Origin of the sequence: Pseudoalteromonas sp. JSTW (assembly GCF_013423925.1) — a bacterium.
Classification (GTDB): domain Bacteria; phylum Pseudomonadota; class Gammaproteobacteria; order Enterobacterales; family Alteromonadaceae; genus Pseudoalteromonas; species Pseudoalteromonas lipolytica.
In genome coordinates this window covers 2,030,682-2,042,982 of record NZ_CP058972.1, presented here as the reverse complement: position 1 = coordinate 2,042,982, position 12,301 = coordinate 2,030,682, and the positions used below count along the sequence as shown (strand labels likewise).

Annotated in this window: 14 protein-coding genes; 4 read left to right on the top strand and 10 right to left on the bottom strand. The window is 40.3% G+C overall.

The window, feature by feature from the left end; all coding sequences use genetic code 11:
- Window positions 1-63: 63 nt before the first annotated feature.
- Entirely contained in the window at window positions 64-1,359 is a 1,296-nt protein-coding gene (locus GZH31_RS09355; RefSeq protein ID WP_036967839.1) for an anti-phage deoxyguanosine triphosphatase, read from the bottom strand.
- A gap of 214 nt (window positions 1,360-1,573) precedes the next feature.
- On the opposite strand from GZH31_RS09355, the gene GZH31_RS09350 reads away from it, so the two are divergent.
- From GZH31_RS09350 to GZH31_RS09335, 4 genes are all read left to right on the top strand, one after another.
- A complete protein-coding gene (locus GZH31_RS09350) occupies window positions 1,574-2,392 on the top strand; it encodes a glucosaminidase domain-containing protein (RefSeq protein ID WP_180310903.1) in 819 nt (272 codons plus the stop codon).
- A gap of 82 nt (window positions 2,393-2,474) precedes the next feature.
- Window positions 2,475-3,053: a DUF2987 domain-containing protein gene (locus GZH31_RS09345; RefSeq protein ID WP_374027199.1), complete on the top strand. Its 579-nt coding sequence runs from the start codon at window positions 2,475-2,477 to the stop codon at window positions 3,051-3,053.
- A gap of 387 nt (window positions 3,054-3,440) precedes the next feature.
- A complete protein-coding gene (locus GZH31_RS09340) occupies window positions 3,441-3,800 on the top strand; it encodes a MerR family transcriptional regulator (RefSeq protein WP_180310901.1) in 360 nt (119 codons plus the stop codon).
- Between the two features lie 46 nt (window positions 3,801-3,846).
- Window positions 3,847-4,422, top strand: a complete 576-nt coding sequence (locus tag GZH31_RS09335; RefSeq protein WP_036967851.1) for an NAD(P)H-dependent oxidoreductase — start codon at window positions 3,847-3,849, stop codon at window positions 4,420-4,422.
- Window positions 4,423-4,496: 74 nt separating this feature from the next.
- Here the strand turns inward: GZH31_RS09335 and ttcA are convergent, their stop codons facing one another.
- From ttcA to GZH31_RS09290, 9 genes are all read right to left on the bottom strand, one after another.
- On the bottom strand, window positions 4,497-5,402 hold the full coding sequence (gene ttcA, locus GZH31_RS09330; protein ID WP_065978506.1) for a tRNA 2-thiocytidine(32) synthetase TtcA: 906 nt from the start codon (window positions 5,400-5,402) through the stop codon (window positions 4,497-4,499).
- A 95-nt stretch (window positions 5,403-5,497) separates the two neighbouring features.
- Window positions 5,498-6,421 (bottom strand): universal stress protein UspE, encoded by a 924-nt coding sequence (gene uspE, locus GZH31_RS09325; RefSeq protein ID WP_036967857.1) that lies wholly within the window; start codon window positions 6,419-6,421, stop codon window positions 5,498-5,500.
- Window positions 6,422-6,523: 102 nt separating this feature from the next.
- Window positions 6,524-7,258 (bottom strand): FNR family transcription factor, encoded by a 735-nt coding sequence (locus GZH31_RS09320; protein ID WP_036967860.1) that lies wholly within the window; start codon window positions 7,256-7,258, stop codon window positions 6,524-6,526.
- Between the two features lie 38 nt (window positions 7,259-7,296).
- Complete coding sequence (locus GZH31_RS09315) at window positions 7,297-7,968, bottom strand: sulfite exporter TauE/SafE family protein (protein WP_036967863.1); 672 nt, start codon at window positions 7,966-7,968, stop codon at window positions 7,297-7,299.
- Window positions 7,961-8,128, bottom strand: a complete 168-nt coding sequence (ccoS, locus tag GZH31_RS09310; protein WP_036967866.1) for a cbb3-type cytochrome oxidase assembly protein CcoS — start codon at window positions 8,126-8,128, stop codon at window positions 7,961-7,963. The genes GZH31_RS09315 and ccoS overlap by 8 nt, the downstream gene beginning before the upstream one ends.
- Window positions 8,125-10,500 carry a heavy metal translocating P-type ATPase gene (locus GZH31_RS09305; protein WP_180310900.1) on the bottom strand — a complete coding sequence of 792 codons (2,376 nt, stop codon included), beginning with the start codon at window positions 10,498-10,500 and terminating at the stop codon, window positions 8,125-8,127. Before GZH31_RS09305 ends, ccoS begins: the two co-directional genes overlap by 4 nt.
- Window positions 10,501-10,509: 9 nt before the next feature.
- A complete protein-coding gene (locus GZH31_RS09300) occupies window positions 10,510-11,001 on the bottom strand; it encodes a FixH family protein (RefSeq protein ID WP_036967874.1) in 492 nt (163 codons plus the stop codon).
- Between the two features lie 150 nt (window positions 11,002-11,151).
- Entirely contained in the window at window positions 11,152-12,117 is a 966-nt protein-coding gene (gene ccoP, locus GZH31_RS09295) for a cytochrome-c oxidase, cbb3-type subunit III (RefSeq protein WP_065978503.1), read from the bottom strand.
- Window positions 12,114-12,299, bottom strand: coding sequence for a cbb3-type cytochrome c oxidase subunit 3 (locus tag GZH31_RS09290; RefSeq protein WP_010373992.1), 186 nt, complete (start codon window positions 12,297-12,299; stop codon window positions 12,114-12,116). The genes ccoP and GZH31_RS09290 overlap by 4 nt, the downstream gene beginning before the upstream one ends.
- Window positions 12,300-12,301 lie beyond the last annotated feature (2 nt).

The window sequence follows — 12,301 nt, the reverse complement described above, 5'->3', positions numbered from 1 at the left end:
AGTTGTTATAGTAATTAGGTACTAATTAAATACTAGCTCAATATTTTACCCTCTTCAAAGTCCTTAAGCAGAGGGTAAAAATAGGCGTTGATAGGTTTTATATGCGTATTCGTCACTCATCCCCGATAAGTAATCGCAGATAATACGCATTGCATTATCACCTTGTTGGTGTGCATTTAGCCACATTTCTTGGGTGGTTTCTGGCAGTAAACGCATAGGATCACTTGCAAACGCACTGAACAGTTCAATGAGTAAATTTTGCCCTTTAAATTCAACTTGCTGCATTTTCGGTTCACGAATTAAACGTTTAAATACAAAGTGTTTTAACACATTAAGAATGCTTGCAAATTCGTCGGGTAAACTAACCGTGTATTGCAAGATTTCTGATTCGAAATCAGCATTTTGCACCACTAAATTGGCGTGAATTATAAAAGTATTAACAAGCTCACCGATGGCATCTTTTCGCTCATATTCATGGTGTGAAAAAAGGCGCGCCGTAATAGAGCTTAAATGCGTTGTTAACCATGGTGAGTTTAGTGCTTGTAACTGCGTTAATGCATGGTTTTGCCAATCAGCTAATGTGAGTACTTCTGTGGCGATAGCATCTTCCAGGTCATGAACAGCATAAGCTATATCATCGGCGAGCTCCATGATGGCAGAGTCAATCGATTTATAATGTGTTTTTGCTCTGAATTCATCAACGTTATAATGGCGACTTAAAATGTGCTGGTCGTTTTTTGATAGTGGCGCGACAATCCAATCAAACACATCTTTGTCGTCTTTGTATAAGCCTTTTGCAGGACGCCAGTGATCAGCTTTAATAAAGCTGCGCTGCTCAGAGAGCGGTGGAATGGTGTGCCATAAGTCATCAATAAAAGCGGGGTATTTTATAAAACCAAGCAAAGTGCGGCGTGTTAGGTTCATACCATAGCCATTGCTGTATGGCTCAAGCTTAGAAACAATTCTTAGGGTTTGCGCATTTCCTTCAAAACCACCGTGTTCACGCATCATGTAATTAAGGGCTATTTCACCACCATGACCAAAAGGAGGGTGCCCAATATCATGAGCAAGGCACAAGGTTTCAAGTAAGCTACCACTGGGGAAATGGCTAAAATTTGGGTGTTGTTTTTTAAGGTGGCGCAGTAGACCACTGCCTATTTGTGCGACTTCAAGAGAATGGGTGAGGCGAGTACGATAAAAATCGTTTAGGCCAATGCCCATTATTTGAGTTTTAGCTTGTAAACGTCTAAATGCTGCCGCGTGAATTATACGAGAGCGGTCAACCTGCCAGGCAGTGCGGTTGTCGTTTGGGCGATATTTTTGCTGATCAATGATACGCGCTTGCCAAGACTGGCACATAAATAGAACCTTATAATTACTCGCTCAGTTGCCCTTTAGTATACGCAAGCACTTGAAAATTGCGAGTAAATTGGACGTGATTCGCAGCAAGTCATGTTGAGTTAGGGCAAAAAAATACGCTGATATTCGCGAAAAAATTAGCTCTTTGATATAATCCGCCTTTGTGTGTGCGTGGCTTTACCGCACATGAGTTGTAGTTTATTTGAGAGAATACATGCTTAAGTACGTTTTTCGAGGTTTACTGACCGCTTTTTTTGCATGGGCGTTATTATCGCCTTTCATGAATCAAGATGTTGCAGTGGAGGAGGCCGACCAAACCGAGGCAACTCAGCAGGGTAAACAGCGAGTAATTAAAAAAGAAAAGCCATTACATAATGTAAAGCTGCCTGACTTTGCGGGCTTTACTGATGTAAAAGAAAAGAAACAGGCGTTTTTTGATTTTATTCGTCCCCATGTTGAAGCTGAAAACAAGAAAATTCTACAGCAGCGTGCCAGCTTAGAAATTGCACGTATGATGCTAGAATATAATGAGCCTCTGACGAGTAAGCAGCTGTCTGATATTAAGAAAATTCTTACCAGTTATAAATTACCAACAAGTATTGATGTATTGTCTTTGACACAAGCACTGCGTCGTGTTGATATCATTCCAAAAGAACTTGCCTTAATGCAGGCGGCGAATGAGTCAGCATGGGGAACATCGCGTTTTGCGCGTATTGGCTTAAACTTTTTTGGCCAATGGTGTTATAACAAAGGCTGTGGCATGGTGCCACGACGTCGTGCAAATGAGGCGGCTCATGAAGTGACGGCATTCAAATCTGTTCGTGGTGCTGTAAGCTCTTACTTTAAGAATATTAATACCCATGCGGCGTATAAAGATTTACGCACAATCCGCGCAGATTTACGTCGCCAACAAAAACCGATTGAAGCGACAAAACTAACCCAAGGGTTGTTATCGTATTCTGAGCGACGTGAAGCATACATAGAAGAATTAAACACGATGATTAATCAGAACAGAGCATATTTTGATGAATAAAATCTTTTTTTTGTTAAAAGTGGTGGGTGTGATCAGTGCATTAAGCGTTACGAGCTTTAAAGCAACTGCTAGTGAGTTTGTGATTGCATATGACGGTTTTTACGACCGTTTAAAAGTCGTAAACAAGGGGGAGTTTCAGTACGCACAAGTTAACTTTTATTTAAGTGATATTGCCACTAACGAAGTATGTACGATTAAGTCAGGTAAAATTCTAACCGAAAAACAAGAGTTCGATTTAACGTACACCGACAATGCACAGCTGTTATTGCCTTTTGATAAGCAGTTAGACACGGATAAAGCTGTGATTGTCGTACAGCCTAAAAACCCTCAGCATGATTGCCAATTAAAGCTGCAAATTGAAGCAACAGAGCTTAGTAACTTTGCACTAACAAAAGCGAATTTATTTGAGCTTAACCAAGAGTTTGATGAGCTTTTATCTGATTTATCGGGCTTTTTTGTTAGCAAACTAATGTGGTTTTTATTACCTGAGCAACAAGGAGTCGTACTTAAATTTGACGCTCCTGCAAATATGTCGGGTGAGGGGGTTAGCTGTAAAGAAAACCGCTGCACGATTAAAATTACTGATGAGTGGCAAGATGATAAGACTCTGCTTAATAGCAGTGCAAATCTTATTAGTGCAACGCCGTGGATTGTAAAATAGCTGAGTCATCTTTTTGATAGCATAGCTTATTATTCAAAAAAGGATCTTTACAGGTCCTTTTTTGTTGCTTTAAATTACGCTTTAATGATTTATACCATTTTGCAAAAATACTTAATCATTTTGAGTGATTAAACCAGTCGCTACCTACGTTAAAAATTTCTGATTTACGACTGCATGGATGCAGGAGGTAGAGCAATGCAGGAGCAATTGCCGAGAACAACTAAATAACTAAATTTTTGCCTTGTTATCAACGCGGTTTTATTGCCTCAAAATAGACCACTTAATTAAGCACAATGGTATTAATCTGAAAAATCTATATCTAACACTATCTCTTAAATACAAATAAAGCATGTCACATAAATTGATTTGGTGGATAAGGACGTTCGAATGTATCTCAATGAGGTATCTAAACTGTATGGGGCAACACAAAGAGCAATAAGGCTCTATGAATCAGTGGGATTACTGACTGTTTCTAGGGTTGGAAAGTATCGAGTTTATAATCAAGAGAATATTTATTTAATCAAATTAATAAAAGAGGCTCAAACTCTGGGAGTTGCACTGTCAGATATGGTTGCTTTGAAGGGAGAAAACGAGGATTTTGATTGGCAGGCTGTCAGCCATTGCCTTATTCAAAAGCAAGCTGCAGTCGAAGAAAAGATAAAGGAGCTTGAAGTTCAAAGAGAGCGCATTAAAAATTACCGAATTTCAATTGATAAGTGTATTCAAGAACTTGACTCTTACCCTTAGGTGAGAGTTTACACTGTGTCCTCACTCTAAATGGATATGTCAGTGTATGAAAAGAATATTAGTAATCAATGCTAACCCCAAACTAACCAGCCTGTGTAAATCTTTAGCGGAACAGTATGCAGCAGTTGCCATAAAAAAACATGACGTTAAGCACGTGAATATCGGTGACTTGAATTTCGAAATCAATTTAGCCGAAGGCTATGACAAAGTGATTGATTTAGAGCCTTGTTTAGCAGATCTCCAAGAGAAGATTCTGTGGTCTGAGCATATTGTGATTGTTAGTCCTGTTTGGTGGGGAACCATGCCTGCTAAGTTTAAAGGGGCGATTGATAGAGTTTTTTTACCGGGGTTTTCGTTTAAATATGTCGAAGGTAAATCAATACCGAAAAAGTTATTAAAAGGACGTACATCAGAGTTATTAATAACGTTAGATACCCCTGCTTTTTGGTATAAATACATTCAAGGGAATGTTATCTATAAGAATTTTAAACATTGTATTTTGGACTTTTCTGGCATTAAAAATAAAACCACTACATATTTTGGGCCAGTTATAAATTCCAGTAGCAATAAAAGAAAAGTCTGGCTTGAGAAAGCAGCTCGATTAGGAGCGAAAGTTAGTTAGATAATTTTTTACCAAAAATAAAAAGGAGAGCTTCTTTGCTCTCCTAATAATTAGTTAAATGTTTTTTTAAACCATTAGCTTAGGTTAATTGTCACAACGTCACTAATGTGTTCGTCATCAAGCGCAGGCTGTTTTGGGATATCTGGCTTATCAAGGGCGATATCGCCACCATCAATTACATCACCTGTTTGCAGGTCTTTAAAATTGAATAAGTCTTTATCAGCTAAGTGCGACGGCACGACGTTTTGCATTGCCGTGAAAATGCTTTCAATACGGCCCGGATGCTGTTTATTCCACTCAGCAAGCATGGCTTTTGTGTGTTTACGCTGCAAGTTTTCCTGAGAGCCACATAAGTTACATGGAATAATAGGGAATTCCATACGCTCTGCGTATTTTTCGATATCGACTTCTTTACAATATGCCAGTGGGCGAATCACCATATGCTCGCCGTTATCGCTCATTAATTTAGCGGGCATACTTTTTAATTTACCGCCGTAGAACATATTTAAGAACAACGTCTCTATCATGTCATCGCGGTGGTGACCAAGGGCAATTTTAGTCGCGCCCATTTCTTTCGCTGTACGGTATAAAATACCGCGACGAAGGCGTGAGCACAGTGAACAGGTTGTTTTACCTTCAGGAATAATATCGGTAACAATGCTGTAGGTGTCTTCTTCAACTATTTTGTATTCAATACCGAGTTTATCTAAGTATTCGGGTAAAACGTGCTCAGGAAACCCTGGTTGCTTTTGGTCTAAGTTAATCGCGAACAAATCAAACTTAACCGGTGCGACACGTTGTAGATGCTGTAATGTATCTAATAGGGTGTAGCTGTCTTTGCCGCCTGATAAACAGACCATGATACGATCGCCATCTTCGATCATATTAAAGTCCATAACGGCTTGGCCGGTTAATCGACGTAAGCGTTTTTGTAACTTATTAAAGTTATATTGCGCTTTAGCTTCTGCTGAGTGAGACACTACGCCCCCTTATAAATACATGGGTAAAATAAAGGGGCGTATTATATTTGAAGCGCGGGTAAACAACAATTATTTGTTTCCCGCAACGATGAGAATTATTTTGCTAAAGGGCTCACGTAGCCATCTGGTTTTAGAGCCAATACGTCGCAATCTAGGCTATCAATTACATGCTCAGCTGTATTACCAACCAATGCAGCACTTAAACCGGTGCGGCCTACAGTGCCAATAACCACAAGCTCGCTGTTAAGTTTTGCAGCAACATCAGGAATCACATCTTCAGGAAGACCTTCTTCAATGTGGCATTGTGCTTCATCAATTTGAAAACTTTTTGCTAGTTCTAAGGTTGATTCAAAATGATGCTTTTTAACCGATTCGTTGTATACACCCGGGTTAAACTCAGGAATTTCGATAGCAATATTTACCGGTGTAGCAGGGTAGGCATTCACTAAATTAAGCTGCGCATTAGCAAGGTCACAAATAAAGCGTGCATCATTGATAATACGTTTGTTCAGCGCAAGGTGTTGCTCATTTTCACTGACTGCATTCACTGCTGCGAGTATATTGCCATGTGCAGGCCACTCTTTTTCTTTAACTAATAACACCGGTGCAGGGCACTTACGAATGAGGTGCCAATCTGTCGGTGTAAAAATCACTGATTTAAGGGTGTCATGCTGATGTGTGCCTTTAACCACAAGATCATAACCGTCATTGATCACCGTATTAATAATGGCTTCGTAAGGGCGATTGTGCCAAACAACACAACTATCAATTGATAATTCAGGGTAAAGGGCGATTTGTTCATTTAACCAGACTTGACGGTCTTTGATGACAGCTTCGCGCATGGCTTCACGCTCATCAGAAGAAAGCATTGTGGTCATTTCGTAGGAGAAGTCATAAATACTAAGAAAAGCAGTGATGGTTGCGCCTGACTTTTTGGCTAGGTCAATTGAGCGGCTTAAACTATGTTGTTGTTCCTTGGTGGGATCTATTACTGCTAAAATTCGTTTTATTGCGTCCATATGCTGCTCCTTAACTGTTCTGCAAAAAGATATACCTTGAGTGTAACCTAAATTCTGAGCAGTTAAAGGGGCAAGCAATAGAAAGTTGCGCTATATCAAACTCTATTTACATTTAATCGCGGCTGTTGAAGCAAGCGCCTGTTGATCTAAAATGGTAATAAATTTACCTTCAACTTTGATAATGTCGGCTTTTTGAAAGCGGCTTAGCAAGCGGCTAATTGTCTCGACGGTTAAACCAAGATAATTACCTATTTCGCCACGAGTCATTGTAAGACGGAACTCTTTACGCGAAAAACCACGCTCACCAAATCGTTCTGCAAGGTTGTAAATAAAGCTGGCTAAACGCTCTTCTGCTGATTTCTTATTAAGCAGTAACAACATTTCTTGGTCGTAATTAATTTCGTTACTCATCAAGCGCATAATTTGTTGGCGTAATTTTGGTAGTTTTCCTGCCAATTCATCTAATGTATCGAATGGAATTTCGCATACCATTGATGTTTCAAGCGCTTGCGAAAAACTTTGATGAGACATTTTATTGATAGCATCAAAGCCAACGAGATCACCGGCTAAATGAAAGCCTGTGATTTGCTCATCACCTTGCTCCGAAAGCGTATAAGACTTAAATGAACCTGAGCGAACTGCATAAATTGCATTTAGCTTTTCACCCGACTCAAATAAAAAGTCGCCTTTGTGAAGAGGCTTTTTACGCTCGATAATCTCATCAAGACGATCCATTTCTTGGCCATTAAGCGAAAATGGTAAACACAGCTGACTAATACTGCAATTATTACAGCTAATAGTGCATAAGCCTTTTGACTTGTTTTGTGAAAAGTCCATACATCAAATCCATTCTAATAAGTTAACAACTCGTAAGGTTAATGAACGAGCCTGTCAGTTGCTATAATTAATAAGTATACACCGTACCATATTATTACGCTTCCTAGAATAACCCTAGTCCAAACATGGTTTAAAAAAACGTTTATTTTTTGACTCGCGAGGCCAACACTGACCATCGCTGGAAATGTGCCTAGGGCAAAAAATAGCATAACCCCTGCACCATGAAGCGCAGAAGGGCTCGTCAGGGCCCATGTCAGTGCAGAGTAGACTAATCCACACGGCAGCCAACCCCAAAGCGCACCATAAAGCAGGGCTTTAGGGGTTGTATTAACCGGCAATAAATAGCGATTTAATTTTGCTAAATGCTGCCACACGAGCGTTTTCCCAAGTTTTTCTAACCACTGTAATGTGGCAGCCAAACGCATAATATAGATGCCCACAAGTAGCATAAAAATGCCACTCAAAAATGATAAAGCGAGGGCGATACTGGTGTTCTGTGCTGCAAAGCGACTGCTGATACCCGCGACTAAAGCACCCGCTAACATATAACTCAGCGCGCGCCCTACATTGTAGGCAACAGAAAAGCTCACAGCACGATTTTTGTCGGCGGCAAGCTGTAAGCTACTTGCAATGCCACCACACATCGCTAAGCAATGGCCACTGCCAAGTAACCCCATAACAAATGCACTAATGAAAAGGGGATCAATCATTACTTTTGTTGTGCTGCTCTTTGTCATCTTCAAACAGGATACTGTGGCCCTGTTTATTTAAATCTGAGAATTGTTCACTTTTTACAGCCCAAAAAAATACACCAATAGCGATTATTACAAACAAAATCGCAATCGGGATTAACATGTAAATGATACTCATAGTTTTAATAACCTTAATGAGTTGGTAATAACCAAAATGGAGCTTGCAGACATGCCAATAACAGCCATCCAAGGCGCAACGAGCCCCAATGCTGCTAAAGGTAAAATCGAACCATTGTAAATAAGTGATAACGCCAAGTTTTGTTTCACAATTCTGCGCGTTTTTTTCGAGACGCTAAGCAGATGCTCAATGGCGCTTAAATCACTATTGAGTAATACCACATCGGCACTGTTTTTGGAAATATCTGCCCCAGTTTCCATCGCAATTGATAAGTGTGCACTTGCAAAAACTGGGCTGTCATTAACGCCGTCTCCAACCATAGCAACCACAGCGCCTTTACTTGCAAGGGCATCAACATGCGTTTGCTTATCTTGTGGGCTGCAGCCAGCGTGAACAGTGTCGAGATTTAGTTGTTTAGCCAATCGTTCCCCACTGTTTGAGGCATCCCCAGTTAACATATGGCACTTTATGTGTTGTGCATGAAGGTTTTTAATGAGTTTATCGGCATTATTACGCAAACTATCCGATAGGTAGAAGCGTGCAACAATCTGTTTGTTTACATATAAAGTGGCTTGGGCGTCTGCTTTATCGGTTTCAAACCAGCCACTTTTACCAATCGCAAAGTGCTCATTATTAAGGTTAGCAATGATACCTTTGCCTGGTTCAATAGTGACATTTTCGAACTGATTGACGCTATTGTTAAACCCTGCAAAGGCATTGGCAATCGGGTGCTCGGAAAAGCTCTCTAGCTGAGCAGCAAGAGTTAATGCTTCAGCTTCTGAGTACGTATTATCTATTAACTCAATGCGCTCAATTGTAAAACGACCTTGTGTGAGTGTGCCTGTTTTATCAAAGGCGATATCACTTAGTTGAGGGAGTGTCTCTAAGACGTGGGCTTGTTTTATTAATATACCGCGTTTAGTTAAGCTTGCCACGGCGCAAGTGAGTGCCGTAGGAATCGCTAAGCTGAGCGCACACGGGCAGGTTGCAACCAATACAGAAATGGTGATCCAAAATGCATGTTCAGGATCAACTTGATACCAGCCAATAGCGGTGATTGAGGCAAAAAGCAATAAGCATGCGACAAACCATTGTGCCACTTTATCCGTTATCTCAACAAGTCGTGGACGCTTAGTTAGGGCTGTATGTTGCAGTTTTATAATTTGATTAATAAGGGTGTTTTGGCCAATTTTATTAATCTCAATGCTGATCACGCCATCGTGGTTAATGGTGCCAGCAAATACTTGATGATTAACAAATTTATTAACGGGTTGATGCTCGCCTGTCATCATCGCTTCATCGACCGTTGTTTTACCTTTAATAACTATCCCGTCAGCGGGGATTGTTTCACCAGCTTTTATAAGTACCACGTCGCCCAGTTTGAGTTTTTTAGCGGCAATGATTGATTCTTGATGGGTGTTATCAATAATGCGTGCGGTAAGCGGGAGTAGTTTTTGTAGGTTTGCTGTGAATTCGCTGGCTTTTAATCGTGCTCTGAACTCTAAATACTTACCCAACAATAATAGAAAGGTAAACATACAGATTGATTCAAAATACACTTCGCCAACCGACATTATGGTTGCATAACAACTTGCGCCATACGCGCCAAAAATAGCCAAAGAGACGGGTAAGTCCATATTCAGCTGTTTTGCTCTTAATCCATTAATTGCATTCGTTAAGAAGGGTAATGCACTGTAAAGAATAACCGGCGAAGCAAGTACGAGGCTTATCCAGCGAAAGTATTGTTCAAAATTTTCTTCCATGCCAGAAAACATGCCAAAGTACATTGCTAAAGCAAACATCATTACCTGCATAGTCATCAGGCCGGCGACACCTAAGCGGCGAATATAGGCCTTTGCAGCTTGTTGCTTTTGGCTGGCTTCTAAGTCGGCTTGAAAGGGGTAGGCTTTGTAACCTATTTCATGTAATGCAGTAATTATTTTACTCAGTGGGGTGACTGATTTATCCCACTGGATCATGGCACGATTTGTTGAGGTATTTACATCTACGCGTCTGATGGCTGACAAATTAAGTAGCTGCTTTTCAATAAGCCAAGCACAGGCGGCACAGGTAATCCCTTCAACGGTGAGTAAAACCTCAGATAACTCTTGGGAGGTGGCAATAAACTCATCTTGAATATCTTCGTTATCGTAACTTTTTATAAGCTCTAATTGCTCTGGAACAAGTTGTTCAACTTTCCCAGAGCGAACAGTTCTAAACTTATAGTAATCGGTCATGCCTTGGGCAACGATATTCTCGGCCACTGTTTGGCAGCCAATACAACACATAGGCTGTGCCTTCCCATCTATTACGACAGTTGCATTAAAGCCTTTTGGCACACTTTCAAGACAATGAAAGCAATTATCAGACATGAGCGTTAACTACTTATATTCAGGGCTAATCGAAATTGTTTTAGCTGTTGGAAGAATAATATCTTCTTTTAGTTTCCAACTGTTATCGACAGGTTCAATAAATACGGTATACGCACCATCAACATGAGCATCGAGCAGGGCTGTAAAGTCACCATGAGCATTTTTCATTAAGCTTACATCAAAGTCGTTAGCTTTAATGGTGCGATGATAAAATGACATTTTTAAAGAATGAACATTACTGGCATCACCTTTAGTGAAAACAAACGTGACTTTGTCATCAGCAACGTTTAAATCACCATGTAAATAAAGCGCTTTGGCTTTATTAAATTTACTAAGCTCTAAATTGATTGCTTTTCCTTTTTTATAATAATCATCAACAACCATGTCAGGTCCGTTGCCTATTGCCATATAAATAAGACCCGCACAACCGATGATAGCGGCAAGTGGAAAAGAGATTAAAAACCATGGCCAGAAATTTTTATACCAAGGAGTGGGATTCATAGTACTTACTACCTCAAAAAACGTTATACGCATTTTATCGGATCTAAAAGCAAAAGACTAAAAAAAAGCCTCCAGATGGAGGCTTTTTTGATCTTAATTAATCTATTGAATTAAAAGATTAATTGTATATACATTTTATTAACCGCGCGGTTATTTTTCTTGTGACAGACTGTAAACGTACGCTGTTAAAAGGTGTACTTTGTCTTCACCAAGAATGTCTTTCCATGCTGGCATCACACCTGCACGACCATTTCTCAGTGTTTCTTCAACAGCACGTTTAGAACCACCGTATAACCAGATATTGTCGGTTAGGTTAGGCGCACCAAACGGTAAGTTGTGAGCAACCGAACCTTTGCCGTCAGCACCGTGACACGCAGCACACATTGCAAATTTAGCTGCACCAGCTTCAGCGTCTTTTTGGTTAACTGTACGACCCGAAAGGCTAAGTACGTGAGCAGTCATTTCTTTAATGCCTTGCTCGCCAAGTGCATCACCCCAAGGTGGCATTGCTGCAACACGGCCGTAAAGAAGCGTTTCTTTAATTTTGTCTGGTGAACCACCGTATAACCAATCGTTATCCGTTAGGTTAGGGAAGCCTTGACCACCACGCGCATCTGAACCATGGCACTGAGCACAGTTTTGAGAGAATAAACGTTGACCAATCTCAAGCGCTTTTTCATCTTTTACAAGTGATTCAATGTCTTGTTTCGCGAACGACTCAAAGATTGGGCCAAAACGCTCATCTGCTGCAATAAACTCTTGGTCTAATTGAACGTTTACACCATTGGCTAACGCTTCTTCAGTAGCCTTTTTAGACTCTTCTAAAGACGTAATACCTTGGTTTGAACTTGTCCATTTACCTAAACCTTCCCAGTTACCTAAACCCGGGTAAGCCGCTAAGTAATAAACTGACCAAACGAATGTTGCAAAGAACATGTAAGTCCACCATTTTGGTAGTGGGTTATTCAGCTCTTCAATGCCATCAAATTCGTGACCACAGCTTTCGCCTTCTTTAACACCTGTGTAGTTTTTTAAGTTCCACAGAAGTAGGCCGAAGATGATAGCAAGACACGCAAGGGTTAATACAATAACCCATATACTCCAAAAGCTAGTCATTTCTCAGACTCCTTTTCCTCGTTAGAGATTGTGTTGTTGTGTTTTTTTTCATCTTCAAATATGGCATTAGCTGCGTCATCAAAACGACGTTTGCTACGCTTGCTATATGCCCATACAACAATCACAATAAACAGTACTAAAATTACCAGAGTTAAAATGCCTCTGTATGTTCCGTAATCCATAA

What these genes read in the sequence shown, in the direction of transcription:
- GZH31_RS09355 (WP_036967839.1), bottom strand. Translation starts at nt 1,359, where the DNA reads ATGTGCCAGTCTTGGCAAGCGCGTATCATTGATCAGCAAAAATATCGC.
- GZH31_RS09350 (WP_180310903.1), top strand. Translation starts at nt 1,574, where the DNA reads ATGCTTAAGTACGTTTTTCGAGGTTTACTGACCGCTTTTTTTGCATGG.
- GZH31_RS09340 (WP_180310901.1), top strand. Translation starts at nt 3,441, where the DNA reads ATGTATCTCAATGAGGTATCTAAACTGTATGGGGCAACACAAAGAGCA.
- GZH31_RS09335 (WP_036967851.1), top strand. Translation starts at nt 3,847, where the DNA reads ATGAAAAGAATATTAGTAATCAATGCTAACCCCAAACTAACCAGCCTG.
- uspE (WP_036967857.1), bottom strand. Translation starts at nt 6,421, where the DNA reads ATGGACGCAATAAAACGAATTTTAGCAGTAATAGATCCCACCAAGGAA.
- GZH31_RS09320 (WP_036967860.1), bottom strand. Translation starts at nt 7,258, where the DNA reads ATGGACTTTTCACAAAACAAGTCAAAAGGCTTATGCACTATTAGCTGT.
- GZH31_RS09315 (WP_036967863.1), bottom strand. Translation starts at nt 7,968, where the DNA reads ATGATTGATCCCCTTTTCATTAGTGCATTTGTTATGGGGTTACTTGGC.
- ccoS (WP_036967866.1), bottom strand. Translation starts at nt 8,128, where the DNA reads ATGAGTATCATTTACATGTTAATCCCGATTGCGATTTTGTTTGTAATA.
- GZH31_RS09305 (WP_180310900.1), bottom strand. Translation starts at nt 10,500, where the DNA reads ATGTCTGATAATTGCTTTCATTGTCTTGAAAGTGTGCCAAAAGGCTTT.
- GZH31_RS09300 (WP_036967874.1), bottom strand. Translation starts at nt 11,001, where the DNA reads ATGAATCCCACTCCTTGGTATAAAAATTTCTGGCCATGGTTTTTAATC.
- ccoP (WP_065978503.1), bottom strand. Translation starts at nt 12,117, where the DNA reads ATGACTAGCTTTTGGAGTATATGGGTTATTGTATTAACCCTTGCGTGT.
- GZH31_RS09290 (WP_010373992.1), bottom strand. Translation starts at nt 12,299, where the DNA reads ATGGATTACGGAACATACAGAGGCATTTTAACTCTGGTAATTTTAGTA.